This is a genomic window from Alkalihalophilus marmarensis DSM 21297 (assembly GCF_000474275.2).
In the GTDB taxonomy this organism is placed as follows: Bacteria; Bacillota; Bacilli; order Bacillales; family Bacillaceae_D; genus Alkalihalophilus; species Alkalihalophilus marmarensis.
This window is the reverse complement of the sequence record NZ_ATAE01000045.1, coordinates 46,156-70,205: the sequence shown is the minus strand read 5'-3', so window position 1 is coordinate 70,205 and position 24,050 is coordinate 46,156. Positions and strand designations below refer to the sequence as shown.

29 protein-coding genes and 1 riboswitch are annotated in these 24,050 nt (G+C 39.4%); of the genes, 7 read left to right on the top strand and 22 right to left on the bottom strand.

The annotated features are described in order from the left end of the window. Nucleotides 1-52 precede the first annotated feature (52 nt). A riboswitch (purine riboswitch) is annotated at nt 53-154 on the bottom strand. A 41-nt stretch (nt 155-195) separates the two neighbouring features. The 4 genes from A33I_RS16715 to A33I_RS16700 all read right to left on the bottom strand — a co-directional run bounded on the left by A33I_RS16715 (nt 196) and on the right by A33I_RS16700 (nt 4,982). Continuing rightward, entirely contained in the window at nt 196-2,394 is a 2,199-nt protein-coding gene (locus A33I_RS16715; protein ID WP_022629483.1) for a transglutaminase TgpA family protein, read from the bottom strand. Further along, nucleotides 2,391-3,557 (bottom strand): DUF58 domain-containing protein, encoded by a 1,167-nt coding sequence (locus tag A33I_RS16710; RefSeq protein WP_022629482.1) that lies wholly within the window; start codon nt 3,555-3,557, stop codon nt 2,391-2,393. The genes A33I_RS16715 and A33I_RS16710 overlap by 4 nt, the downstream gene beginning before the upstream one ends. Then, nucleotides 3,554-4,513, bottom strand: a complete 960-nt coding sequence (locus A33I_RS16705) for an AAA family ATPase (RefSeq protein ID WP_012957337.1) — start codon at nt 4,511-4,513, stop codon at nt 3,554-3,556. The genes A33I_RS16710 and A33I_RS16705 overlap by 4 nt, the downstream gene beginning before the upstream one ends. 259 nt (nt 4,514-4,772) lie before the next feature. Continuing rightward, nucleotides 4,773-4,982: a hypothetical protein gene (locus A33I_RS16700; protein ID WP_420796763.1), complete on the bottom strand. Its 210-nt coding sequence runs from the start codon at nt 4,980-4,982 to the stop codon at nt 4,773-4,775. A 189-nt stretch (nt 4,983-5,171) separates the two neighbouring features. On the opposite strand from A33I_RS16700, the gene A33I_RS16695 reads away from it, so the two are divergent. Beyond that, nucleotides 5,172-5,663, top strand: a complete 492-nt coding sequence (locus A33I_RS16695) for a GNAT family N-acetyltransferase (RefSeq protein WP_022629480.1) — start codon at nt 5,172-5,174, stop codon at nt 5,661-5,663. Between the two features lie 16 nt (nt 5,664-5,679). On the opposite strand, the gene A33I_RS16690 is transcribed toward A33I_RS16695, so the two are convergent. From A33I_RS16690 to A33I_RS16665, 6 genes are all read right to left on the bottom strand, one after another. Beyond that, nucleotides 5,680-6,342: a pentapeptide repeat-containing protein gene (locus tag A33I_RS16690; RefSeq protein ID WP_022629479.1), complete on the bottom strand. Its 663-nt coding sequence runs from the start codon at nt 6,340-6,342 to the stop codon at nt 5,680-5,682. Continuing rightward, the gene (locus A33I_RS16685; RefSeq protein ID WP_022629478.1) at nt 6,335-7,135 is read right to left on the bottom strand and encodes a class I SAM-dependent methyltransferase; all 801 of its coding nucleotides are present in this window, start codon (nt 7,133-7,135) and stop codon (nt 6,335-6,337) included. The genes A33I_RS16690 and A33I_RS16685 overlap by 8 nt, the downstream gene beginning before the upstream one ends. Nucleotides 7,136-7,246: 111 nt before the next feature. After that, nucleotides 7,247-8,956 carry an ABC transporter ATP-binding protein gene (locus tag A33I_RS16680; protein WP_022629477.1) on the bottom strand — a complete coding sequence of 570 codons (1,710 nt, stop codon included), beginning with the start codon at nt 8,954-8,956 and terminating at the stop codon, nt 7,247-7,249. Between the two features lie 127 nt (nt 8,957-9,083). Beyond that, the gene (locus tag A33I_RS16675) at nt 9,084-10,028 is read right to left on the bottom strand and encodes a nucleoside hydrolase (protein WP_022629476.1); all 945 of its coding nucleotides are present in this window, start codon (nt 10,026-10,028) and stop codon (nt 9,084-9,086) included. Between the two features lie 134 nt (nt 10,029-10,162). Continuing rightward, nucleotides 10,163-10,996: a 1,4-dihydroxy-6-naphtoate synthase gene (locus tag A33I_RS16670; protein WP_022629475.1), complete on the bottom strand. Its 834-nt coding sequence runs from the start codon at nt 10,994-10,996 to the stop codon at nt 10,163-10,165. Then, complete coding sequence (locus A33I_RS16665; protein WP_022629474.1) at nt 10,996-11,646, bottom strand: futalosine hydrolase; 651 nt, start codon at nt 11,644-11,646, stop codon at nt 10,996-10,998. The genes A33I_RS16670 and A33I_RS16665 overlap by 1 nt, the downstream gene beginning before the upstream one ends. A gap of 336 nt (nt 11,647-11,982) precedes the next feature. On the opposite strand from A33I_RS16665, the gene A33I_RS16660 reads away from it, so the two are divergent. The 4 genes from A33I_RS16660 to A33I_RS21325 are packed head-to-tail and all read left to right on the top strand — an operon-like array spanning nt 11,983 to nt 14,119. Continuing rightward, nucleotides 11,983-12,675 (top strand): DUF1538 domain-containing protein, encoded by a 693-nt coding sequence (locus A33I_RS16660; RefSeq protein ID WP_022629473.1) that lies wholly within the window; start codon nt 11,983-11,985, stop codon nt 12,673-12,675. Beyond that, the gene (locus A33I_RS16655; protein ID WP_022629472.1) at nt 12,672-13,421 is read left to right on the top strand and encodes a DUF1538 domain-containing protein; all 750 of its coding nucleotides are present in this window, start codon (nt 12,672-12,674) and stop codon (nt 13,419-13,421) included. The genes A33I_RS16660 and A33I_RS16655 overlap by 4 nt, the downstream gene beginning before the upstream one ends. Then, nucleotides 13,393-13,734: a P-II family nitrogen regulator gene (locus tag A33I_RS21330; protein ID WP_022629471.1), complete on the top strand. Its 342-nt coding sequence runs from the start codon at nt 13,393-13,395 to the stop codon at nt 13,732-13,734. The genes A33I_RS16655 and A33I_RS21330 overlap by 29 nt, the downstream gene beginning before the upstream one ends. Before the next feature lie 22 nt (nt 13,735-13,756). After that, the gene (locus A33I_RS21325) at nt 13,757-14,119 is read left to right on the top strand and encodes a P-II family nitrogen regulator (protein ID WP_022629470.1); all 363 of its coding nucleotides are present in this window, start codon (nt 13,757-13,759) and stop codon (nt 14,117-14,119) included. A gap of 217 nt (nt 14,120-14,336) precedes the next feature. Here the strand turns inward: A33I_RS21325 and A33I_RS16640 are convergent, their stop codons facing one another. Both A33I_RS16640 and A33I_RS16635 read right to left on the bottom strand, forming a co-directional pair. Next, nucleotides 14,337-15,032 carry a GTP pyrophosphokinase gene (locus tag A33I_RS16640; protein ID WP_051320855.1) on the bottom strand — a complete coding sequence of 232 codons (696 nt, stop codon included), beginning with the start codon at nt 15,030-15,032 and terminating at the stop codon, nt 14,337-14,339. A 128-nt stretch (nt 15,033-15,160) separates the two neighbouring features. After that, nucleotides 15,161-15,607 carry a MarR family winged helix-turn-helix transcriptional regulator gene (locus A33I_RS16635; RefSeq protein WP_022629468.1) on the bottom strand — a complete coding sequence of 149 codons (447 nt, stop codon included), beginning with the start codon at nt 15,605-15,607 and terminating at the stop codon, nt 15,161-15,163. A 98-nt stretch (nt 15,608-15,705) separates the two neighbouring features. Here A33I_RS16635 and A33I_RS20945 point away from each other — a divergent pair, with 98 nt between their 5' ends. After that, a complete protein-coding gene (locus A33I_RS20945) occupies nt 15,706-15,939 on the top strand; it encodes a hypothetical protein (protein WP_161808691.1) in 234 nt (77 codons plus the stop codon). A gap of 79 nt (nt 15,940-16,018) precedes the next feature. Here A33I_RS20945 and A33I_RS16630 read toward each other — a convergent pair whose 3' ends face one another. Beyond that, the gene (locus A33I_RS16630; protein WP_022629467.1) at nt 16,019-16,924 is read right to left on the bottom strand and encodes a sulfurtransferase; all 906 of its coding nucleotides are present in this window, start codon (nt 16,922-16,924) and stop codon (nt 16,019-16,021) included. A 99-nt stretch (nt 16,925-17,023) separates the two neighbouring features. Continuing rightward, nucleotides 17,024-17,167, bottom strand: a complete 144-nt coding sequence (locus A33I_RS20650) for a lmo0937 family membrane protein (protein ID WP_139314744.1) — start codon at nt 17,165-17,167, stop codon at nt 17,024-17,026. A 265-nt stretch (nt 17,168-17,432) separates the two neighbouring features. On the opposite strand from A33I_RS20650, the gene A33I_RS21130 reads away from it, so the two are divergent. Continuing rightward, entirely contained in the window at nt 17,433-17,588 is a 156-nt protein-coding gene (locus A33I_RS21130) for a hypothetical protein (protein ID WP_012957322.1), read from the top strand. A gap of 111 nt (nt 17,589-17,699) precedes the next feature. On the opposite strand, the gene A33I_RS16625 is transcribed toward A33I_RS21130, so the two are convergent. The 8 genes from A33I_RS16625 to esaA all read right to left on the bottom strand — a co-directional run bounded on the left by A33I_RS16625 (nt 17,700) and on the right by esaA (nt 24,039). Next, on the bottom strand, nt 17,700-18,362 hold the full coding sequence (locus A33I_RS16625; protein WP_022629465.1) for a hypothetical protein: 663 nt from the start codon (nt 18,360-18,362) through the stop codon (nt 17,700-17,702). A gap of 99 nt (nt 18,363-18,461) precedes the next feature. Next, the gene (locus A33I_RS16620) at nt 18,462-18,737 is read right to left on the bottom strand and encodes a PEGA domain-containing protein (protein WP_022629464.1); all 276 of its coding nucleotides are present in this window, start codon (nt 18,735-18,737) and stop codon (nt 18,462-18,464) included. Between the two features lie 40 nt (nt 18,738-18,777). After that, the gene (locus A33I_RS16615) at nt 18,778-18,975 is read right to left on the bottom strand and encodes a hypothetical protein (RefSeq protein ID WP_012957319.1); all 198 of its coding nucleotides are present in this window, start codon (nt 18,973-18,975) and stop codon (nt 18,778-18,780) included. 115 nt (nt 18,976-19,090) lie between these two features. After that, a complete protein-coding gene (locus A33I_RS16610; protein WP_022629463.1) occupies nt 19,091-19,339 on the bottom strand; it encodes a hypothetical protein in 249 nt (82 codons plus the stop codon). A gap of 640 nt (nt 19,340-19,979) precedes the next feature. Then, a complete protein-coding gene (locus A33I_RS16600) occupies nt 19,980-20,255 on the bottom strand; it encodes a YwqI/YxiC family protein (RefSeq protein ID WP_022629461.1) in 276 nt (91 codons plus the stop codon). Nucleotides 20,256-20,267: 12 nt separating this feature from the next. Then, nucleotides 20,268-20,612 carry a DUF5082 family protein gene (locus tag A33I_RS16595; RefSeq protein WP_022629460.1) on the bottom strand — a complete coding sequence of 115 codons (345 nt, stop codon included), beginning with the start codon at nt 20,610-20,612 and terminating at the stop codon, nt 20,268-20,270. 66 nt (nt 20,613-20,678) lie between these two features. Further along, nucleotides 20,679-21,167 (bottom strand): type VII secretion protein EssA, encoded by a 489-nt coding sequence (essA, locus tag A33I_RS16590; protein WP_022629459.1) that lies wholly within the window; start codon nt 21,165-21,167, stop codon nt 20,679-20,681. Beyond that, nucleotides 21,145-24,039 carry a type VII secretion protein EsaA gene (gene esaA, locus A33I_RS16585; protein WP_022629458.1) on the bottom strand — a complete coding sequence of 965 codons (2,895 nt, stop codon included), beginning with the start codon at nt 24,037-24,039 and terminating at the stop codon, nt 21,145-21,147. The genes essA and esaA overlap by 23 nt, the downstream gene beginning before the upstream one ends. Nucleotides 24,040-24,050: the final 11 nt, after the last annotated feature.

Genomic DNA, 24,050 nt, shown 5'->3' with positions numbered 1-24,050 from the left:
AGCCAGAATTCACCTGCTCGTCCAAAAGAAACGTACAAAGGCAGAATTCTAGCTATACTAATTCTGCCTTCATAGTCAGATTATTTACGGCAATCCGGTAGAGACTCTTAGGCCATATTCCTAAGGATATACGAAGGTTCAATCTCTATTCACATTTTTAGCACGGATTCATTTTATCAATGAGCTATACACTGGTCAAGAATTGATTTGCTGAAGTAAGCGAATCCAGTGTTTTTTGTAATGTTCCCAACTTTCACTACTCTTTTTTCGGCCATAATAGATACGCTCGTATTCCTCTGTTAACCTAAGCATATCATCGCCTCCAAACGAAGCATCTATTCGCTTCGCATACTCCCTTAGGGTCTCCCCGTCTTGGCGTTTATATCCAATGTACCCAAGAAGCCACAAGAGTCTTCCGTAAGCTCTCTCAAAGACTCCTTCGTAATTTGACTTATGCTTAAACTGCGTTAAAACTACTATGCGTGCAATCTTTTTATGATAAATCAACATCACGATCGCCAAAATGAGTAAAAAGAATAATGCCAGAAGTGCATTTGAAGAAACACTCGGACCTGCTGTTTCGTTCGCACTTGAAGCAGCCTCTGACTCCTCAGCATCTTCAAGTTCTGCAAACACATCTTCTATATCCTGCTCTTCTTGTTCATTCTCTTCTGCTAAATCTGTCTCTTCATTTCCCTCTACTTCAGGTTCATTGAATTCATAGGCAGAATCGAACCCTCTAGTTGGCTCAAAAGGAACCCAGCCCACTTCAGGAAAATACACTTCAACCCACGAATGCGCATTTCCATTTGTCACTTCATACAGTTCGAGTCCGTCATCTAATGTATCCACCATTTCCCCTTGAGTAAATCCCTTCACCCATCTGGCAGGAATGTCAATTGAACGAAGCATGACAACCATTGACGTTGAAAAGTTATCACAGTAGCCTCTTTGAGTTTCAAATAAAAATTGATCGACATAGTCTTGTCCTTCATCAGGAACCGGCACATCCTCTGTTTCATAGGTGAAATCCGGGCTCTGGAAATATTGTTCAATCGCTTTGGTACGGTCATATTGGTTGGTTTGGTCTTCTGTTAGTTCCACAGCTAACTCACGCACTCGATCAGGTATGTCTTCCGGCAGCTGGGTATAGTAATAGTCAATGTCATCATTTATATTTTCACTAGCATTTCTTAAACCTTCAATATCATATTCTGGATGCGCATATTCAATTGAATAGGTCGACAGTTCAACTGGCGCACCATTACGAAATGTTGCTGCACGCTCTGTATATTGATCCTTCAAAAGCTCAGCATCACTTACATTTGAGTAGGTAAGCAATGTGCCCGGATAGAACAAATGCGGGTACCTTCTGGCGGCTTCCCCGTTAAAGAAAACTTCCGTATCTCGTTTAAAAAACGTCGCTCCCTCGGATTGAAGATCTTCTAAGACGGGTTCTTCTGCAGGCTGTTCAGGAGTTGTTGTCTCCCAGCCTCTTCCCGTGTAGAAATCTTTCGTTTCTCCTCTCCAATACTGTTTTTCTTCCAGCGTGGCATAAAATAACGGCGAATCATCTTGGACAAACCCTCCGCCAAGCTGCTCGTCATTATCTCCATAACCGATTCGCTGCTCGCCTTCCCCACCCTCTGCGACTGGGTCTTCAAGCCCTACGGCGGCACGAACATATGGGATCGGGTCATCCCACTGCGGTTCGGGCTTTGGTGAGAGAAAACCTAAAATACTTGCGCTTGTAATAAGAGCAACGAGTAAGAGTCCGATCTTAAGCGGCAGAAAGGATGGGACATGGTTAAACGTTTCTTTCTCCATCATTCGATAAATAGCTAGAAGGCCTAACAGCAAAAAGCCAACTATAAACGTTCTCATAATCGCATAGGTTGCATCATACATCGTGAAGGTATCGATTACGGTAATATAAACAACTGTAAAAACGAGGAAAAACAACCCTCGCCTTGCATAAATAGTCCAATAAAAAAGCAGGTAACTCATAATCGCTAACAACAAAAAGAAGAGAAAACTGCGAAAAAGATCTGTTAAGGCATACCACTGCCCCGAAATCATATAACCGCCATTAAGCCAAAAATCAGCAAGAATAAGCTTGATCCACTCTGTTGTAAATAGCGGACCTTCAAAAAAAACGAGAAATAATCCATATGCGGTCACGATCCCTTTCACTGGCAAGGAAATATAGACTGGCAGCTGTAAGAAGGTCACTACAAAATAAATGGCCGTAATCATAATAAAGATATGAATAAAGCCTGTGTTTGTAATATGGGGCAGCGGCCATAACCACTCTAGCAGCAGAATAAAACTCATCGCATATAATAAGAGATCACGACCTGTATCTATTTGCTTTTTTTGCATAATTAACTTCATCGCTTCACACCACCAATAGGTAAAACATGAACCTTAATTCCTTTTTGTTTAAGCTTCTGTGTCATCACTTGATCCCTTAGGTCTTCTGTATATAAAACAACATGAGGTGAGATCTTCTGTTCCTTCATGACAGTTAATGCTGCGATTAGCTCTGCAGAAAGTTCAGCTGACACGACATAGACGTTTTTCCCTCTCCACTCACGATAGATTTTATGGATAGGAGGCGGTCCAGACTTTTCAGGCTCAACTTTAGCGAGCAGCTTTAGTGCAAGAGGAAGATTCGCTTGCGTCATTTCATACGACTGCCAATTTACTGAACGTATGGAGAAAGAAGCATTAGTACCCTTTACTACAGTAGCAATAAGCGATGCAGAAAGTTCAACGGTCTTCTCAAACGGTTCACTAGATGGCTGTCTCATATATGGTTCAAATAGAACAACCGCCCCGTCATTACGGAACGTTTCAAACTCTTTAGTCATTAATTGCGAAACTCGGGCTGACTGCTTCCAATTAATGCTTGTCAAACGGTCACCTGGTGTATAGCTGCGTACCCCTGCTAAAGAACGCTCTTCTTCAAGAGATTGATCAGGTCTAGTTCCTTCTTCAATTTGAGAATGGTCGGCCCTTGGCAAACTATTTAACACCTTAAAAGCAGGGTAAACGATAAAGGTGGATTCAGATTCAACTTTAAACTTCTTTTCAAATAGGCCAAAAAGGTCACCAAACGACAGTTCCGTTTTTGTTAATGTATGCTCACCGCGTTTTACACCTTTAATCTTGTAAGTAAACCGAAGCTCATTTGAAAAGGAAAAGAAAAAGAGTGCGCTATATGAAGTCTGGCTTCCGATATTGTTTGGGACAATATCTCGAACCCTTACATAGAAAAAAGGCTGGAAACGACTTTTCTTTAAGATGACCTCCACTTCAATAGAGTCTCCTGAATAAAGAACAGCAGAAGACAATTTCCTCTCTACTTTAAACCCTTTTAAATTAAATAGGCCAACAAGTACCGTTAACCCAATCAACGTTACAACGCTGTAAAACAGAAACCAACTAACAAATCCCCCTTGAAACATCGCATAGGCATACGTTCCGGCAACGATAAGCAGAAGAATAATAAGCTTTGTAATGGTCCCTAGCGCTCTAAACATTCGCTCAATCACAGTGTCGCCACCTTGTCACCTGTTACAGGTACTCTTACTTGCCCAAGGATCTCATTGACAATTGATTTAACCTCTACATTTGACATCTTAGCCTCGGGACTTAAGATCATTCGGTGTGACATCGTCCATTCCGCTAAATGTTTGACATCATCAGGAAGAACAAAATCACGGCCTTTCAGTAACGCATAAGCTTGTGCGGCCTTCATTAAAGCGATCGCTCCACGAGGACTTACGCCAAGTTCAACAGCTGCATGCTTTCGTGTAGCTTGTACTAAACTGATAATATAGCCTTTCACCTGTTCATCTACTAAAATACCAGCCGTCCTCTTTTGGATATCTAGTACGTCTTCTATAGACATTACTGCTTCAACTGCATCAACAGGGTGACCAAACTCCACTCTCCGTAATACTTCAAGCTCTTCTTCAGCTGTAGGATAACCTAGTTCGATCTTTAATAAAAAGCGGTCTAATTGTGCTTCTGGTAAAGGATAGGTTCCCGCGTATTCTACTGGATTTTGTGTGGCCATGACAAAGAATGGTGATGGAAGACTAAGAGTATCTCCATCTACAGTCACACTCCCCTCCTCTAGAGACTCTAAGAGAGCAGCTTGGGTTTTTGGAGACGTTCGATTAATTTCATCAGCCAGGACAATATTTGCCATAATCGGACCTGCTCTAAATTCAAATTGTTGAGTTTGTTGATTATAAATAGAAACTCCTGTTACATCAGAAGGCAAAAGGTCCGGTGTAAATTGAATTCGTTTAAAATCCGCTCCAAGCGATCTGGCGATGGCTTTAACCATAACGGTTTTCCCAACTCCAGGGACATCTTCTAGCAAAACATGTCCACCAGCAAATAAAGCGACTAAACTTAATTCAATTTCTTTTCTTTTTCCAACTACGACCCGTTCAATATTTTCAATCATTCCATCTATTTTAGCGACTAGTTCCTGCATGCAGCTTCCTCCGTTCAATTATTATTTATTTACAATTCTATTAATAAATGAATTAAGATTTTTTCAGTAGAAAACAGACAGCTATATTAAGGAATTCATTTAATAGACTTATCTTATATTCATCATATCATCTCTAGGTCTATTAGGTCCCTACATTTGTTTTATCAATATGGTTTATCATTTTGTTATACCTATAAAAGTCGGATTTGAAACCACTGGATAACGATAAAAAGAGCTGCATGGCAGCTCTTTACAATACTTAGTAGTAATACCCATAAGGCAAGTATGGGTTATAGTAGATTGGATATTGATACGGTCCATATCCATACGGCTGATACAACGCACTGCCAAGAAGTCCGCCTAGAACTCCGCCAGCAAATGCACCGCCGCCAAATCCAGGACCCCAACCCCAGTAAGGTCTTCTTCCTCCCCAACCTGGCCGGCCGCCCCAGCCAGGTCGTCCTCCCATAGGTCTCCTCATATCTTGAAATTCATTTGGATTCACATTGATTCACTCCCTATTAAACTGTTCACTCTTCCCTTTACCATATGCACTCACCTATAGGTCAGTGACAGGGGTTCTGCTCAATAGGTAAAAATAGGTTTTTATTGCCTGAGATAAAAAGTATGATAGAAATACAAAGGGAGGGACATGCAGATGAAGATACGTTATGTAACAGAAGAAGATGCACCAGCACTGCTTAAATTATTTAAAGAATTAGATGCATCAGAGATGATGCTTTATAACCCCGGGGAGAGAAGAGGTAGTATTGAGCCGGTTAAGTCGATGATTCATCACTTATCAAAGCCTCAATCCGCTCTCTTTGTAGCAGAAGCTGAGCGACAACTGGCGGGATACCTCACCGTCCAGGCCGGAGGTTTAGAAAGAATACGGCACCGTGCCTATATTACCCTCGGTGTATCAGCATCCTTCCGCGGGATGGGTATTGCCTCGGCATTGTTTGATTCCCTTTTCACCTGGGCTGCCGACCATCAAATAAGCCGGCTTGAATTAACTGTCATTAAGCATAATAAGCCGGCATTTGATCTCTACCGTAAAATGGGGTTTGTTCTTGAGGGAGAGAAAGTTCACTCTCTAATCATTAACGGAGAGCCAGTTAATGAATACTACTTATATAAACTGCTGTAGTTAAACAAACGTTTAATTAATGTTCCTTTATGATAAGACCTAAAATTTTCGCAAAACCAATTGCTTGCTCGGGCGATATGATGCAGCCTTCTAATTGATCAATTGAAACTGTGAGGTTATCAAACGAGCAAGTACTAAGATCTACACCTTGGAGGCTTGGTCCTGAAAGATTTGCTTGGTCCATCTTGCAATGAGCAAAAGAGGTATGCTTAAACACCGCTTCATAGAAATCTGCTCGATTTAATAATGTATGTTCAAAGGCCACCCATTTACAATTGGCAAATCCAAAAGCAGAGTAATCCGCTTGACATCCTTTGAATGTTGTATGCCGAATTGTACTACCCGATATATTCATCCCTAATAATTTACAATCCCTCCATTCAACATGGTGAATAATGCTATCACTAAGATCAACATTTGAGAGGTCACACTTATAAAATTCTACATCTACTAATTCAACCTGCCGAAACGAACAGGACTCAAAGGTCACCCCTTCAAAGCGCAGTTTCTTAAAAGACAGCCTCTCTTCTTTTATCCCTTCAATTACTTGATCCTTTATTAACCCATTCTCTATTCTCTCTTCGTCCTCTAAAAGGCTTGCGTCCCAATCTAATTCTTCAAGACGTGGCGGGAGATCAGGTTTTTTTATTTTCGGGGTCTTCTTTACCTGCTTACTCATTTTCCATTCCACCTTTTTGATGCAAAGTCATCCATTCATCAATAGTTACAGATTTCACTTCGCCTGCCGCCGTTTCAACTTGGAAATATTCTTTTATTTCTTTCGAAGCAGTCGTTATATAGTGATGCACTCGCTTAATCTGATCAGAGTCTTGAGCTGTCCTCTCTACCCAAGCAGGAAATTTATACGTCTTCTTCTTTAATTGACTTCGGACTTCAACCATCCCCTCACGAGCTAAATACTCTTTCCATTTTGATACACTCAAACTAGCAACATGACTTACATCTCGTAACTTTTCAAAGGTATTAAGATACTCTGCTAACTCATCCTCTTCAGGTGCTACATTATCAATCATGAGAAATAAACCGCCTGGCTTTAAGACTCTGGCAGCTTCTGCAATGTATTGATTAGGATTAGGAAAGTGGTGCGGGGCAATTCTGCAGGTTACAAGGTCGAATGTTCCCTCTAAAAACGGCAGATCTTCTGCATCGGCTACCACGTAGGTAATATTTGAGATTGATTTCTTAAGATGATTTGCTGTATTTTCCAGCATTGCTTTTGTTAAATCCGTTGCAAACACTTCTCTTACGTGCGGAGCAAGAGATTTGGCCACATGCCCTCCCCCTGTTGCAATATCAAGTGCGACCCAATCTGTCTTAGGCTGAATCCACTGAACTAGCTGCGGGAGATCTTCCCCCTTAGCATGGGACTCACTCGCTACGTATTTCTCAGCATTCGTACCAAATTGCTTCCTCACTTCTGCTTTTTCCTCACTGCCTTTTCGATCTTTCATTTCTCTTCCTCCCTTACAGTTAACACTTCTTCCATACTTATACATTCCCTATAAAGTAGATAAATCCTTTCTAAAAAATCCCCTGCCATGTGATGTGACAGGGGATGTAGGTTATCCAAATTGAGCGTAATGAAGACGGCTGTAGATGCCGTTACTATTTAATAAGTCTTGATGCCTTCCTTGTTCTGCGATACCTTCTTTGGTCACAACCATAATGCGGTCAGCATTTTTTATCGTTGCTAGACGATGAGCAATCACTAATGTCGTTCTCCCTTTTGAAAGGTCGGCTAGTGATTCTTGAATCGCTCTTTCTGTTTCTGTATCGAGGGCTGATGTTGCCTCATCTAAAATTAAAATCGGCGGGTTCTTTAAGAACATCCGAGCTATAGCAAGACGTTGCTTTTGTCCGCCAGAAAGTTTTACTCCGCGCTCGCCGATCACTGTGTCTAACCCGTTAGGCTGTGTCTTAATAAACTCATCTAACTGCGCTTTCCGAGCTGCACTTAGTACCTCTTCATCGGTTGCATCCAGCTTGCCGTATACAATATTTTCTCGAATCGTCCCTGAGAATAAGAACACATCCTGCTGGACAATTCCAATCTGTGAGCGTAATGATTCTAGGGAGATTGAACGAATATCTCTTCCATCCACCTCGATGCTGCCTTTGCCTATTTCATAAAACCGGGGAAGTAAGCTGCACAAGGTTGTCTTACCTGAGCCTGATGGACCAACAAAAGCGACCGTTTCTCCTGATCGTATCGAGAAATTTATTTTATTTAGAACGTTTTCCAATCCCTCATAACCAAATGAAACGTCTTTGTAGGCAATATCTCCTTTAACCTTAATAGGCGCTGCTTCTTTAGAATCTTCTATGTCTGGTCTCGTATCTAAAATTTCTGTATAACGTTTGAAACCAGCTATGCCCTTAGGGTAACTCTCGATAACTGCATTAATTTTTTGGATAGGACCAAGCAGTACATTTGATAATAAAATGAAGGCCACAAACTCACCGTAAGTAAGACTTCCATTTAATACAAACCACGTTCCGAAAACGAGTGTAAATAATGTGACCATCCTCATTAACACATAATTGGCTGTAATATTTTGAGCCATAATTTTGTAGGACGTTAATTTCGTACGTCGGTAGCTTGAATTGTTTTTTGCAAACTGTTCCTGCTCATGTTTTTCGTTAGCAAAAGCTTGAACGACACGGATGCCCCCAATGCTGTCTTCCACTCTTGCATTAATATCCGCTACATCGCTGAACATCTTTCTAAACGTATGAATCATTTTTTTATTGAAGTGAATAGCTAAGCACATCAACAGAGGAATTACTAGAAACGAAAGAATAGCAAGCTTCCAGTTAATCGTAAGCATAATAACAAAGGCTCCGGCAAGGGTCATTAAGGCTACAAACACATCTTCCGGTCCATGGTGAGCAACTTCCCCAATTTCCTCAAGGTCTTTTGTCAGTCTCGAAATAGAATGACCCGTTTTGTTGTCATCGTAATATCCAAACGAAAGCTTTTGCATATGTTCAAATAATTTGCTGCGCATATCCGTTTCAATATTGATTCCAAGCATATGACCCCAATATGTAACGATGAAGTGCAAACCTGTATTGATCAAGTAGATAACTAAAAGGCCTAAGCAAGCCCATAAAATAATCGTCCATTCACCCCCAGGCAGGAGCTGATCAATGACATAGTTAACGGCCAACGGAAAAGCTAGTTCCAGCAAACCAACAAGGACAGCGCATGAAAAATCTAAAATAAACAGCCACTTGTACGGTTTATAGTATGAAAAAAATCGTTTTAACAAGACTTCACTCCCCAACTAAATGACACACTATTTCTTAATTGATAATGATAATCAATTATAATTAAGTTTTGGTAATCTTTCAATAGGTAAAAGAAAAAGCATTAGGAATGACCTAATGCAAAATTAATTAAAACTCCATTTTCATTGCTTGGATAAAAATATTTATATACTCATCGTAGTTAAAATCCATAGCAATTTGTGCACCCTCTACTGCCTCTTCTTCTACAGCAGATAGAGGTCTAAAATCCGCTACACTTAAGCCTCTTACACTAGGATCATCGACAACTGTTACTTCTCTTTCAACAAAATCAAATAATTCTGGGTTGGTCAGAGCAACCAATGTCACTACATCATGAAAAGGAGCCCCCTCAATTCCTAACACAAGCTCTTGATAGGCTTCTGCGTAATAATCGTAAATGGGTCTTATAAGGGGAGTGAAGGTGTTATATTCTTGGTCCGTAATCTGATCTATGACTTCATCCGTTAAGATGGCATAATTCGTCACATTTAATGGCACAATGGTTAGATTATGTGCTCTTGTCGCGACAACATTTGCAGCACTTGGATCACCGAAAAAATTTGCTTCAGCAAGCGGAGTTACATTGCCAGGCACAAGAAAAGCTCCGCCCATTACATAAAAGGCTTTAACTTTATACATCACATCCTCGCCGAGAATAAAAGCAGAGGCTAATGATGTTTGCCTCCCAACATCAACAATGACTAACTCTCCTTTGTATTCATCGATGATTGAGAAAATAAGAGAAAAATTCTCTAATGTGCCGCTGATTGTATCTGGAGGTGTGATCGGCCCTAACCCTTCTTCGCCGTGTATTTCAGGATAATAGACAGCCATTTCCCCTGATAGAGGATAAGCCGCCGCACCGATTAAAGGAACATCAAGCCTCCCTGCAAGATCAAGCAAATAAGCGGCATTATTCGTTGCTTGTTCTTTATCAACATTTCCGTAACTAGACACAATTCCTACTACTTCAATATCAGGATGAAGCAACGCGAACATAATGGCTACAGAATCATCTATACCCGGATCACAAAATAAGAGCACCTTCTCCATCTTAGATCACCTCAATAGTATGTATATACACCCTGATTCAGTTTGAGTCCGAAAGTTCGCCCCAATAAAACAGATAGGGAAATCAACACAGAAAAAGAACAAGCCGTTTGACCTGTTCTCTCATTAGTCGTCTTTTATTCTTTTAATAAACTCAAGTCAACTTCGGGGACAAGCCCTTCTGCCCCCGCTCTTCCAAGCAGACTGGCTACAGCCTTTAACCCCTCTTCTCCAAGGTCTTGAGTAAATGAATTTACATATAAGTCGATATGAGATTTAGCCACTTCATAAGATAGCTCTTGGGCATGCTCCATAACGTAATCAACAGAGGCCTCGGGATTTTCCCATGCATATTCTACTGATGCTCTCACCCAATTAGTTATCTCTTCCTTGTTAAGAGAACGATGTGCGATAATAGCGCCTAGAGGAATCGGAAGTCCTGTATCTTTCTCCCACCACTCACCTAAATCAACTAACATCTTTAAGTCAAACTCTTGATACGTAAATCTTGCCTCATGAATGACAAGACCCGCATCAATTTTGCCATCACGTACAGCTGGCATAATCTCATGAAACGGCATAACGACAATTTCATTTAAGCCTTCAGGGATCGCTTCGGCAGCCCAAAGCCTGAATAATAAATAAGCAGTAGACCTTTCACTTGGTACCGCTACCCGCTTCCCAGCTAAGGAACGCGGAGATTGATCTCCCCCTGCCGTAAGCAATAAAGGCCCGCAGCCTCTGCCAAGTGCGCCGCCGCATGGGATAAGGGCATACTCGTCTAAAACATACGGAAGCGCAGCATAAGAGATTTTCTGTATCTCTGGTCCAATCCCCTCAGCTGCCCAATAATTCGTTTTATCAATATCCGCATACGTTACGTCTAATTTAGGTGCCTCAGGAATCTTTCCATGAACAGCTGCATGGAAAACAAATGTATCATTAGGACACGGTGAAAATGCTATCTTCATCATACTACCTCCGAAATGATTTTACTCGCTTCTTCTAAGCTTAACAGCGCCTCTTTTATTCTCCAAGCCTCACGATCTCTAGGACCGATTGCATTCGATATCGTTCTCATTTCCATAAAAGGAACCTCACATAAAGCACAAGCGCTCGCTACACCAAAGCCTTCCATTGCTTCAGCAAGAGCATCCGGATACCTCTCCATTAATTCAATTGTACTTTCTTTTGTTCCAGTAACTGTAGAAAGGGTGAGAATCTCTCCTTTATTTACAACTAGCTCTGTTTGCTCTAATGCTTTGTATACAGATAATAAAGCAGGCCTATCTACATCCATAACACCTGATCCAAAGCCTAACTCATCGATAGTAAGAAAGCCGCTGTCTGATTCAGCACCTAGATCTGCACAAATCACTTGTTCTGCTAAAACGACTGTGCCAATTTTTGCACGTCCAGTAAACCCGCCTGCAATCCCTGCATTAATCACTAATTTATACTTTTCACCAGCAAGCTTAAAAGCAGTCGCCGCTGCTGCTTTGGCCACTCCTACTCCAGCTGTTAGAATATCAATATTTTTAATATCTCCAATCCCTCGCTGCACAGCTTCTTTCTCTGCGTCAACCGAGACCACAATTAATATCCGGCCTTCGTCGCTCATCTATATCCTACCTTTCGATTTTATTGCTATCTTTTTATTGCTACCTTTTTAAAGCTACCTCTTTATATCTAGTCTAAAGACTCTTTTGAAAAATAGCCAGCAGTCGCCTTTATATAGATGAAACTCTTATTATTAATGGTTTCCTCCCATTTTCATTTTATATCAGCTATGAATTGAGTAAGGATCCACTTATTTAAACACAAAAAAGACTATTATCATTCTTACGTCTAAATAATCTAATGATAAAATAGAATAAATACTAGTAAACATGGATAAAGCGGGAAATTCGTAATAGTAAACATGAAAAAGAAGTGTATTTTTTTTAGGGGGGGAACAATGCAACATATTAAAGACACTATTAAAGAAGTTGTATATGCGATCATACCACTGTCACTAGTTGTTATTATATTGCAGTTTACTATAATAGGTATGCCCATAGAGATGTTTGTTCAATTCTTAATTGGCGTTTTGATGGTATCATTCGGGTTAATTCTGTTTTTACTTGGAGTACATGTCGGGTTGTTGCCCATTGGTGAAATGATAGGATCTGCTTTACCTAGAATGGGTAAACCTTGGATTATCATTTTTTTTGGTTTTTTACTTGGATTTGTAGCAACTGTTGCGGAGCCAGATGTTCGAGTCCTTGCCATTCAAGTTGATCTAGTTTCAAATGGTATCGTTTCAAGTAACATTCTAATTTACACCGTAGCTTTGGGTGTGGCTATCTTTGTCGGCTTAGCTATGCTTAGAATAGTATTAAACATACCTATAACCTATCTTTTAATAGGTGGCTATGGATTGGTGTTTTTATTAGCTGCTTTCACCCCTGCTCACTTTGTTCCTATCTCTTTTGATGCTGGCGGAGTAACGACAGGGCCGATGACCGTACCATTTATCCTCGCTTTAGGAGTAGGGGTTGCATCTGTCTTAAGAGGGAAGTCTGCTTCATCTGATGGATTTGGATTAGTAGCACTAGCTTCAATAGGACCTATTTTAGCTGTATTAGTATTAGGGGTGATTTATGGATGACTTTAAACATATTTGATGGTTTCGGGCATGTTTTATATGAAGTTGCCTTTGCACTTATTCCCCTGCTCATATTTTTCTTATTCTTTCAATTTTTTATTTTGAAGCTTCCAAAAAAGAAATTGCTAGATATACTAAAAGGGATGATTCTTACTTTTTGGGGACTCGCTTTTTTCCTTCAAGGTGTACACATCGGATTTCTCCCTGCTGGAGAAATGATGGGAACGTTAATGGGGCAACTGGATCATTTATGGATGTTGATTCCAATAGGTTTTCTTTTGGGATTTGTGGCCACGTTTGCTGAACCAGCGGTGCGTATATTAAATCATGAAGTTGAAAAAGTATCAGGTGGTTATATCCCTAAGAAGGTCATGCTTTATACATTATCAATCGGTGTTGCTATCTCCATAGCATTATCCATGTTGAGAATCATTGCAGGTATTCCATTATGGTACTTTATTATACCTGGGTACCTTATCGCATTGATCCTCATCAAATTTTCAACTCCAACATTTACAGCTATTGCGTTTGATTCAGGAGGCGTCGCAACGGGGCCAATGACAGTAACATTTATTGTAGCCATGTCAGTTGGAATAGCCACTGTCTTAGAAGGTCGTGACCCTTTACTTGATGGGTTTGGAATGATAACATTAGTCGCTCTTTCCCCTATCTTATCAGTACTAACCTTAGGGTTGCTTTACGGAAGAAAGGAGAAAGAAAATGAACAAAAAATTAAATCCGAAGCATAAATTGCTTGTTACAATTGTAAATAAAGGTATGGCTCAGAAAGTAGTTAAAGCTTCCAAAAAAGCAGGGGCTGAAGGGGCTACCATTATATATGGCAGAGGTAACGGTATTCATGACAACCAAAATCTACTTGGATTCAGCGTAGATACAGATAAAGAAGTTATATTTACCCTGATGTCTAAAGAAAAAATGGATGCAATCATAACAGCAGTTGAAAACGCAGGCAAATTAGATAAACCTGGTAGCGGGATTGGTTTTGTCGTTGATGTAAAAAGATTCGCTGGAATTGTACACTTACTTAAGAGTCAAGATTAAGGTAAGTATTCAGGAGGTTACCATGAACAATAAAGTTTTATATGATTTAATTGTGACGATTGTAAATAAAGGCTATTCAGAAGAAGTTGTTGAAGCTTCTAAGAAAGCAGGAGCTGAGGGTGGTACCATTGTTTGCGGCAGAGGTACAGGTATACACGAACAAGCAAAGCTCTTTAATATAACCATTGAACCAGAAAAAGAATTGGTTCTGACATTAATTGATAGATCAAAAACAGATGAAGTACTAGTGGCGATTGAAAAATATGCAGAATTAGATAAGCCTGGAAAAGGTATAGCATTTGTTTTAGAAGTAGAACGTACGATTGGGATTAACCATATCCTAAATCGAATGATAAATGAGAATTCAACTAGAAAAGAGTTCTAAAGCGTTGTAACTCAACGCCTTCAAAAAAGCAATATTATTTCTGGTTTTCGGACGAACTTGTGTATGGGACATTCAATATAGATAGTCCCTCTATAGTATCAAAATCATAGGAAGTACTACGCCAGTCTAGATGGGTTGTATTAGCAGCCTACCATTGTATTAGACTTTTAGAAGAACTTCCATTTTTGTTAAATAGTTAGACTTTATTCGTCCGCTCTTAATTTGTGTTGGTTATCGCTTGAATAAGCCTTTGAGGCAACTCGAGGGCTTTTTTGTCTATATGAATGAAATGGTGCTCTGCTTCTTCATTTTGTTTCTCTTTTTCGACCTCTTGATGAATCCTCTCCATCTTCCGATCTAATTCAGCTGCCGTATCCGCCGCTTCTTTTAATTCTTGTAGTAAATGACTGGGCACTGCCTTTTGATACTTATAGTATATTTTATGTTCGAGACTAGCCCAGAAATCCATAGCGACCGTCCGGATTTGAACCTCCACTTTCACACTTTCCTCACGGTCGGACATAAAGACTGGAATTTCTAGTATAAGATGTAGGCTTTGGTATCCATTTGGCTTAGCCTTCTTTATATAATCCTTACATTCAATCACCGTAATATCTTTTTGCTGTTGCAGCATTTCACTAATAATATAAATGTCTGTGATAAAGGAGCAGCTAATCCTAATACCTGCGATATCATGTATATGCTCTCTTACACTCACTAACGATGGCGGCAATCCTTTACGCTGCACTTTTTTGAATATACTCTCAGGAGATTTCAATCTCGATTTTGTATGTTCAATCGGATTATAGCTGTGAATATACTGAAATTCTTCTTGTAGAATATTTATTTTCGTATTCATCTCATCCAGAGCAAATTTGTACACCATCATAAATCTTGTAAGCTCTTGCTTCATTGCTTTAATTTGTCCTACATTCACACTTGTTTGTTGTGACAAACCTCATCTACTCCTTTATATAGAACGTTGAGTTAAAAAGCTATTATTAGATCCAACTATACTGTTTATATAATTATTGCTTTAAACTAGCCTTCTGATTCAATAATAATAGATGTCAACTTTTCAAGAACTGATGTCAGCTGTTCCATTTCTTCTTCAGTTAATTTTGACATATACTTCTCCATAATTATATTCCGTTTCTTTACAGATGATTTCAAAGCACTCATACCTTCATCTGAAATCCGCACATATACCGCTCTTCGGTCTTTCTCATCTCGTTCCCTTATCACAAAATCATTTTTTAACAAACGGTCAACCATGGCTGTGATTGCACTTGGCTTCACCTGAAGCTCTTCTGCTAACTGCGATGATGTTATGCGACCCTTCTGCTCTAGCGTATTGAGGACAAAAAATTGTTCTCCCGTGAGGTTATGTTCAAGTTTTTCATATACTTTTGGCCCTAACGTTTTCATTGCCTTATAAAAAGCCTGATCAAGCCTTGCGTAATATAACTTCAACTCATCCTTTTCCATTATAGACTCCCTCATTTATTTCACGTCATTAACTATTTACTTCATGTAGTTAAATATAAATGGATTTAAGTACTTTGTCAAATAGGACAATAATATAAATGAAAGCAAGTCATGTACAAGCAAAAGAATTCCTCCTTGCAATGGTGGTTGATTTCCGCTGCAGGTACTCGCTTTCCGCGGGCGGACCGGGAGCCTCCTCGTCGTTTTCACTCCTGTGGGTCTCCCATGGTCAACGCACATCCCCTGGAGTCTCGTACCTTCCGCTCCAATCAACGGAGCTTGAAGAAGATTATATATTCCTGCACAAAAAGACGACTTATCTAATTCAATAGAATCAGTCGTCTTTAAGTCAGGTTGTTTAAATTTCTCTAAAAGGGGCTAGCTAGCTCTTCATTCGTGTTTTAATTTTAACTATTGTTCACTAGGATTTACGATCGGTGTGTCGGGGTCATTTCCCCATTCCTCCCAAGATCCTTCATACATTCTAAGATGTTCAAACCCCATTAATCTTAACGTAAAGTACATATGAGATGCTCGCTCTGCCTTTTGACAGTAAATGATAATCTGTTTTTCTCTCGTTACTCCAGCTTCCTCAAGCATTTGTTCAATGGCACTTGCCTCTTTAAAATATGGCACTTCTCCGTCCTCTAAAACCTTTTTCCATTCGAGGTTCACAGCACTTGGGATATGACCGCCTCTTTTCGCCCTGACATCCTCCCCCATATATTCAGCTTTTGAACGAACATCGAACAGTACCTTATTGGGGTGGTCTATTGCTGCCTTCACATAATCGTGTTCCACCTCAAGGTTTGCCTGCATATTCGCCTTGAAGCTGCCTTTTCTCTCCTCGCTGGGAGTGGTAGAAACCTCCTTGCCTTGTGCCTTCCATGCTTTAAGTCCGCCATTTAATACCCGTACTTTTTTATGTCCGTATAATTCCAGCGCATAAAATAACCTTGTAGCTGCCGTATCATCGCCATCATCATACACAATCACTTCATCATCGTTGCTTATTCCAAGCTCATTCATTAATCGCTCAAATTCTTCTGCCCGAACTAAATATCCGTCAACAGGGTGGCTTTTATCTGCTAATTGAGCAGCATCAAATGGTAAAGCTCCCGGAATATGTCCTTCCGTGTACCCCTCGCTGCGCGTATCAACAATGATAAAGTGTTCTTCATTTAATCGCTGGGCCGTCTCCTCTACACTAATGAGGAGATCATTATTAGGATACGTCACTTCTCTTGCAATCCCTTTCATTGGAACCAAGATGGTAAGCATCAGCAGCAAACATAACAAAACAAACAGCTTTCTCATAGCTTTCTTCACTCCTTTGGTCAAATATCTACCTTAGTATGACCAAAAGTGGAAAACACATGAAAAAAGCAAGCGCTCTAATAAGAACGCTTGCTGCAGTTATGCTCTTCTTCCAGTTAACATTTGTAGAATGAAGACGATAAGGGCTACAACTAACAGTAAGTGAATAAGTCCTCCTCCAACTTCAAATGAAAAGCCTAGTAACCACAATACAAACAACACAATCAGTACTGTCCATAACATTTTATCCTCACACCTTTCCATCTTATTTTCCAATTTGTTTGTTGGTTATTACATCCCCCTATTTAACTTAATCAAAACCTCTACGCCTAAATTAAGTCCTTGTTCACACGGAAATGACTCCACGCCTTTTCCTAATTGAATCCATTTCACTAGTTAGAACTGATTGGTAAAAGGGTAGATCAACTCTCCTTTTTTACTTATGTTTCAGGTGGTATCAAATCGGATATATAAACGATAAGAAATCATTTTAAAGGGAGGCGTTATCATGAGAAAAGATGTAGATGTCGAGGAGAAGCATGTGGAGAAAAAGCATGATTCAAGTAAAGTAGCATCGAGCTTTATAAAATATTTAGCTTATATTATCATTTTCTTTGGGTTCTTATGGTTCTTAGTTCAATATGTCTTTCCGATGTTTCAATAGAAATCGATCTTATCTAATCTTGTTTGCTCTTTTCTATCCCACATTTAAAAACAGCCTTTGCATCAGTTATATTACTGATGCAAAGGCTGTTTTTGGTTTAGAGAGAATTATTTAATTAAGCGACAAGTTGATCACAATGCCTTTCGCTTCTTCTGACTCTAGTTTAATTCGATAATTTCCTTCTCTCAGCTCTACCGCCATCTCGCCGGAATGGTTCCCGGAAACCTCTTCACTCCAAATCATTTCGCCATTATGCTCTAGAAATAATAAAAAGGAACCTTCTCTTATAAAGGCCTCGTAAGGCAATAAAGCCACGTCTTTTATTGATTCCTCTAATTGAAACGCCTCAATTTGAAACGCCTCAATTTCATAAGTACCTTTTACTGATCCAATCGAAAGCTCTATTTCACCATTCACATTTGTATTGGAAACATTCGTTACAACGTTGTCTGAAAATATAAAGACGAGGATAGGAAAGGTGATCATTAGGATGACAAAAGCACTCCCTATCATTATCCATTTCTTCTTTAAAGGTGAATGATCTTTTTGATTAGAGATCGATTGATAAATAAACGTATTTAATTTATACACTATACGAAACAATAAAGGAAAGATTACTAGAGGTATGATAAAAAGCCACTCACCCGTCATTACAATCAAAGAGATCATCATCACAAACCCGACAAAATAAAAAGCAATGACAAACCAATAAAAAAAGAGAAAGAGCCTATTAGCGCGATACGGCTTGCCAAATAGTAAAGAAATGATATTCATTAAACACCTCTGTTAGAAAGATTAAACGATTTTTGAGTTCTATCGTTATATTCTTTTTTAATCAAAAAGAACCCATGCCTCATGCCAGGTAATGGGTACTTATAACATTTTCAGCGTAACGAACGATTGCGTACTTCCTGTCACTTGAAAAGTAATCGTCTGACCAGCATCGACTGTCACTTCAGCCTCTTCCGTTTGAAATCCGTCCATACTTGCATACACCGTATGAACTCCTGGAGATACCTCAACGATTATTTCTTTCCCTCGTTTGATCTTCCCTATTTCTTCTCCGTTTACATAAAGCTTGAAAGCACGCGTAAAAGCATACCATTCCTTGCCTCTAAAAAATTTAATAAAACCTTGGTCTGTAGCCAATGTGTAAACCTCCTTATTGCATCTATTGTTATGTATAATTCTATTTAAATAATTTATTGATTATTTTATATGCGATAAAAACAGCAATCGTTGTTAGGATTAACTGAACACCAATCATCACAAGCTTCTCAAAAGTATCTTCATAGATAAGCAAGGAAGTGACGATTTGAATGGTGATACTAATTAAATAAAAGACAATGATAAACGTAAAGCCATGGCGCTCCCAGAGATTGGCCACATCCTCTCCCCCTTTGCCTTTAGTGAATCTCTACATTGTAGGCTTGATATAGTTCCAAGTAGAAAAATTCACTTGTAGAAGTTTATTTTCATTTCAAACTCTTCCAATATTCTCTTCATTTCTTTTTACATTCAGGGTATTTTTTTAAGAATATATATTTGTGAATAATATGAAGAATGGCAATAGGCAGAAAGGAAACAATGAACCAGGAAATCACAATTACGATCCATTCTTCTTCTGATTTAGCACGCGCATCTGAAACGAAAATAATAACTATTAATAATCCGAAGAGAAAGGCCATTATTTTACCTATAATAAAAGCTGCATGTACACTTTTTAATAAAGATTGTTTATCTTTATTCATTTTTGTGTCTCCGTTTCACTCCATATAAGAACCTATTTCCTTCTTATTTATAAATGCTTTCTGGTTGGCATTATAACAGCTTGCTAGTATAAAGAATTCAATAAAAAACAGCCCATATTAAACTGCCTTTCATATTTGTCAAATCTTCTTTGACAAATCTTTAAATGCTATTAAACTATTCTAGAAATTTCCCCTTAAACTTTGGATAGACAATCTTCCTTATTAAAATTAACATTCCTAGTAAAGGGATAAAGCTCAACAAAGTTAATAGGATGTATAAGCCATAAAAAAAAGATAAAATTATATATGTTATATTTATTAAAATCACTAGAGAATAAATTAATAAAAATAAACCGTTAAAGTATGCTAAAGTATTTAATTTAGCTTTATCCTTTTTATTTTCAATACTTTTAGCTCTATTAGAACAATGCCTATATTCTTCTAATGAAATAGTGTATAACTCCTTTAATATTCTCACATTACTCTTCCTTCTTTGACACCATATCTAATTTAACTCTCATAATTTGACCTTTAGTACTAAAGTCTTTATGTGCTTCATATTGACTAGCTAATGTCTTAAAGAAAGTCAGCAAAGGCAGATGTCATTCAATAAATAAAGAACGAATTGCCTTCACCTCTCTTATTTACTGTTAATCTGCGAACTCACATTCTGATCAGCTTGTTTCATCGTTTCAATTGATTGGCGGGTGTCTTCTTCATTTTTTAGAAGCAGGGCTTGGTACGCTTCAATCATTTGATTCATTTGTTGGTTCAGCTGGTTAAGACGGTCTACTACATCTAGGACATTATTTTCCCCCACTGAAGAAGGCATTGAAGGGTCTAGTGCTTGAACAGCGGTTTGCAGCTTTGCTAATTCTTGCTCTACATCCGCATATATAATTTTAATTTCGCTCATCTATACCCCTCCTTAACGTGCGACCATCGCGGCTTTTGCAGCAACGATCGATTGTTGAAGTGAAATAATTTCTTGCTCTGTCTGTGAAATCTTGGATGAGAGAGTTTGAAGAGAGGTATCAAGCTGACTGCCCGGTAATTCCCGGTAACTTGATACGAGGCCGCCTTCACGGAGGTTTTCAAACCGATCTGCCAGGCTCCCTGCCCATGTGACTGAAGATAAACTAGGATTCTTGCATAGATGCTCATTGCTATAGAAATCTTCTCTGCAATTCATCAACTCAGTGCGGCATGATCTAAGTCTTGCGAGTTCATCCTGCTTTTGACGTAAGCTCAAATACAATCCGGTTAATGGCATAAATGACACTTCCCTCTTTTTATTTTTTAAGAAAAAGAAGCATGTTTCTCTCTCTGTCATGCTTCTTTAGGTTAGTTGCTCATACTTGTCTGGCTTTTTCATTAATTTTGGAATAACAACAAACATTAATATAGCGATCATTAGGATGACAACTGCGATTAAAATGGTACTGATTTGAACAATCCCTGTTTCAGATTCCTGCTCTATCCGGCTCTGTCTCGCAGGTTCTGTTTCTCCATTAAACAAATCGAGCCGCTCTGCTTTAGCGGTAATCGTATTCACTTCGATCGTCCCTGTTTGAAAGAGCTCCTCATATACCTCACCAAAGTATTTCATTTCTCTTTGCGTAAAAGTAAGCACCCTTTGCTCTTTAGACAGTGCTTCCCGCCTCACACGTTCGTCTTCTCTGTAATAATTTAAATCCACATTAATTTGTCGTTCTTTGTATTCCTGAGGCTCTACTACTGGATCCCCCTCCGCCAGCACTAATGACGGAAGGAGAAAAAATAGTAAACAAACAAAGGCAGATATATTAAGAAGCTTCATAGCTCTCATCTAAATCTTCCTCTTCTTTTTGAGTAAGACGGCGTCCTCTAATGAAGTATGCAGCAGCTGCTGCTATGATACTTACAATAGATAAAACAATAACAGCTGGAATGAACATCGATTGATTTCCAAATTGAATCGACATGTATACTTCAGAAACCGGATGATTCATGCTGAAATTCGGCATAACCAGATCAAGCAGCGGTGTGACAAAGAACAGCATTAGACCTACGATGACAAGACCGCCGGTTATTAGACCGAAAACTAGACCTAACTGAACCAATCCAGCCGTGGCAGTTAATAGCAGAATCGTTACAATCGTCCACTTAAATGCTTGAACATCATGCATTGGGTAAATATTAAGCCCATAAATACTAATGATTAACCCGACAGCGATATTTAATAGTACAAACATTGATGCATTAAGCATGGCTGGTACATAAGAGAAGTAGTGTACAAACAATCCGATAATTAACCCAGACACTAAGATAATGACCAGCATTACAACTGGAGGCGTATTATTTGTTCTTTCTTCAGGAGCCTCACCGCTGATTTGGACTGGATTTGACAGGTAATCATACACGTAAGGATTTGGCTGACCATCCACTACAGCATTTCTAAGAATACTGTAAAGGTCGTTTTGTACAAGCTGTGAGGCTTCTACATTGGTAGCCCAGTTATTATTTAATTCATCTGCTCTAGATTGAACAGAGCCTACTTTTTCATATAACTCATCAGTATACTCATTGACGTAATTTGAGCGATCAGACAGCGAACTGACTAAGTTTGATACTTGTTCAATATTGCCCATGGCATTTTGCTGATTCGATACGATCATTTCTCCGCTCATATCATCTACTGGAGGAGATTCAACCTCCGGCGTTTCGATACCTTCGCGCAGCGCAAGTGTTACAAGATTCGCATTTTCCTCAATTTCTTGCAGCTCACTTACAATCGCCTCTTGTTCAAGCTGAACACTCTCATCATATTCATCAATAAAAGTATGAACAGCCTCAACAAATCCTTCAAAGTCACTTTCTAAAAGATCAAGATCATCAATCGATTGATCTAATCCAGATTGAAGATCGTTGAAGCCGCCTTGAATGGATTCAAAAGTTTCTTCAACAGCTGTGAGACCTTCACTGCCTGCTAAAATATCAGAAATCAACTCATCTTCTTGTTCCGCAGACTGATTAGCAGCCTCGTGATACGCAGAAAGATGTGAGTAATACGTTAATAATTTATCAGTATCTTGGGTCTGAATAGCCGTCCCAAAATATGGAGCTAATCGATCTTTGCGAGTAGTTGATAAGTTAGAAGAGCCTAGGATGCCAGCTTCTTTTTGATTGATCTTATCAATAATTGCTCTATTCCCTGGATTCCCAGTGTTCGGCTGCTGCTGTGGTGCGCTTTCGATTTGAGCAATCAATTCTTCTAACACTCGTTCCCACTCTGCTTGAGTAGAAGATTGAGCATTTAGCTCGCCTTCTATTTTTTCAATTTCACTCTCAAGTGCAGCTACAGAAGCACGAAGACCTTCTAAGTGGTCTTGTTGACCTCCACTGTCTTCTTCGCCCTCTTCTCCGTCTGAGGGAGAGTCACTAGCGGCAGAATCAATCGCTCCCCTTAATTGTGACAGCTGGGCTTTTAGTTCTGTTAATGATTCTGCTGAGGCAAGGGTAGCTGTTGGTATATCAACATCAACTTCAGCAGGCGGGTTCTGGCCTCCCTCGTTTCCCCCTCCGTTTGATCCATTGGTCAACTCTTCGCGAATTGGGAGCATAGCTGATTCTAGCTGATTAAAAGAATAACTCATTCGCTGAGTTCTAAAAGTATTCATCATCTCTCTTTGGCCATCTTCAAGATGACCAGCTAGTTGATTAACAGTCTCCTCGCCTGTGGAAGCTCTTAAATCGGATAGCACTGAATAATTACCATCAATCGCACCTTGGACCCTAGAGACACTTTGTGAAAAATCTTGACCATCATTCGTAAATGCTGGTCTTGGACGTTCTTGGATTCGTACAATTGTATCGAATCCGTTGTACATGGTAGATTCATAGCTTGTCAGCCCTTGCTCAAGCAGCTGTTGATTTTCCAGACTAGTTGTCATGAATAATTCGTTCTGCTGCTCTTGATACTCACGATATGCTTGAACATTTTCTAAAAATGCACTCAGTTGCTGCTCGTATGTTTCAATGTTGGCAATCGCTTCTTCGGACGTGGCCTCTGCATCTGTAGATGAGCTGAGCAATTGTTCAAGCAGCTCTTTTTGTCTTTCCACTTCACTTGCGATCGTTTGAGAGTTCGGTGCATAGAAGGAATACATCGCTTCTTGGAAAGCAATTTCCCGTTCTACGATGTTATCGAATTTTTGGCGAATATCATTCACTTCTTGTGCCACTACATCCCAATAAATGCTCGTCACTTGTCTATTAATTCGGTTTCTAGCATTTTGAAGCGAACGCTGAACCCTTTCAATATTTCTTGCATTTAAGTTTGGTTGAATTTGATAGCTCAAGGAAGCTCGTTCAGGCTGATCTTCTTTAAATGTTAAAATATTATTTGAGAAATCAGAGGATAGATACAAGATTCCATCATATTGGTTTCTCTCAAGACCAGACTCGGCAGCATTTCTTCCTACTACCACATAATTGTATTCTGAATTCTCACCGATTGAGGCTGTTACAGCCTGACCAAAAAATACCCTCTCGCCTTGAAATTCAGCTCCTAAATCTTCGTTTACAATGGCGATTTGCCCTGAGGAGTTGTCTTGTCTCTTGTTTGGTTCCTGACCAATGTAAGAAAAGAACAAGCTCGGCAGGACAAGGATCAGGACAATCATCGCAATTAACTTTATTAAATTCGTTTTCTCAAGCATTCTCTGCCCTT

Bases quoted from the DNA above. Each gene is read 5' to 3' on its own strand.
- A33I_RS16610 (WP_022629463.1), bottom strand. From the start codon at position 19,339: ATGAATAAAGATAAACAATCTTTATTAAAAAGTGTACATGCAGCTTTT.
- A33I_RS16630 (WP_022629467.1), bottom strand. From the start codon at position 16,924: ATGAGAAAGCTGTTTGTTTTGTTATGTTTGCTGCTGATGCTTACCATC.
- A33I_RS16665 (WP_022629474.1), bottom strand. From the start codon at position 11,646: ATGAGCGACGAAGGCCGGATATTAATTGTGGTCTCGGTTGACGCAGAG.
- A33I_RS16600 (WP_022629461.1), bottom strand. From the start codon at position 20,255: ATGAGCGAAATTAAAATTATATATGCGGATGTAGAGCAAGAATTAGCA.
- A33I_RS16690 (WP_022629479.1), bottom strand. From the start codon at position 6,342: ATGAGTAAGCAGGTAAAGAAGACCCCGAAAATAAAAAAACCTGATCTC.
- essA (WP_022629459.1), bottom strand. From the start codon at position 21,167: ATGAGAGCTATGAAGCTTCTTAATATATCTGCCTTTGTTTGTTTACTA.
- A33I_RS20650 (WP_139314744.1), bottom strand. From the start codon at position 17,167: ATGTTATGGACAGTACTGATTGTGTTGTTTGTATTGTGGTTACTAGGC.
- esaA (WP_022629458.1), bottom strand. From the start codon at position 24,039: ATGCTTGAGAAAACGAATTTAATAAAGTTAATTGCGATGATTGTCCTG.
- A33I_RS16660 (WP_022629473.1), top strand. From the start codon at position 11,983: ATGCAACATATTAAAGACACTATTAAAGAAGTTGTATATGCGATCATA.
- A33I_RS16705 (WP_012957337.1), bottom strand. From the start codon at position 4,513: ATGCAGGAACTAGTCGCTAAAATAGATGGAATGATTGAAAATATTGAA.
- A33I_RS16635 (WP_022629468.1), bottom strand. From the start codon at position 15,607: ATGGAAAAGGATGAGTTGAAGTTATATTACGCAAGGCTTGATCAGGCT.
- A33I_RS16685 (WP_022629478.1), bottom strand. From the start codon at position 7,135: ATGAAAGATCGAAAAGGCAGTGAGGAAAAAGCAGAAGTGAGGAAGCAA.
- A33I_RS16715 (WP_022629483.1), bottom strand. From the start codon at position 2,394: ATGAAGTTAATTATGCAAAAAAAGCAAATAGATACAGGTCGTGATCTC.
- A33I_RS16675 (WP_022629476.1), bottom strand. From the start codon at position 10,028: ATGGAGAAGGTGCTCTTATTTTGTGATCCGGGTATAGATGATTCTGTA.
- A33I_RS21330 (WP_022629471.1), top strand. From the start codon at position 13,393: ATGAACAAAAAATTAAATCCGAAGCATAAATTGCTTGTTACAATTGTA.
- A33I_RS16625 (WP_022629465.1), bottom strand. From the start codon at position 18,362: ATGAATATCATTTCTTTACTATTTGGCAAGCCGTATCGCGCTAATAGG.
- A33I_RS20945 (WP_161808691.1), top strand. From the start codon at position 15,706: ATGAAAGCAAGTCATGTACAAGCAAAAGAATTCCTCCTTGCAATGGTG.
- A33I_RS21130 (WP_012957322.1), top strand. From the start codon at position 17,433: ATGAGAAAAGATGTAGATGTCGAGGAGAAGCATGTGGAGAAAAAGCAT.
- A33I_RS16700 (WP_420796763.1), bottom strand. From the start codon at position 4,982: ATGGGAGGACGACCTGGCTGGGGCGGCCGGCCAGGTTGGGGAGGAAGA.
- A33I_RS16670 (WP_022629475.1), bottom strand. From the start codon at position 10,996: ATGAAGATAGCATTTTCACCGTGTCCTAATGATACATTTGTTTTCCAT.
- A33I_RS16595 (WP_022629460.1), bottom strand. From the start codon at position 20,612: ATGCCATTAACCGGATTGTATTTGAGCTTACGTCAAAAGCAGGATGAA.
- A33I_RS16655 (WP_022629472.1), top strand. From the start codon at position 12,672: ATGACTTTAAACATATTTGATGGTTTCGGGCATGTTTTATATGAAGTT.
- A33I_RS21325 (WP_022629470.1), top strand. From the start codon at position 13,757: ATGAACAATAAAGTTTTATATGATTTAATTGTGACGATTGTAAATAAA.
- A33I_RS16640 (WP_051320855.1), bottom strand. From the start codon at position 15,032: ATGAAGCAAGAGCTTACAAGATTTATGATGGTGTACAAATTTGCTCTG.
- A33I_RS16695 (WP_022629480.1), top strand. From the start codon at position 5,172: ATGAAGATACGTTATGTAACAGAAGAAGATGCACCAGCACTGCTTAAA.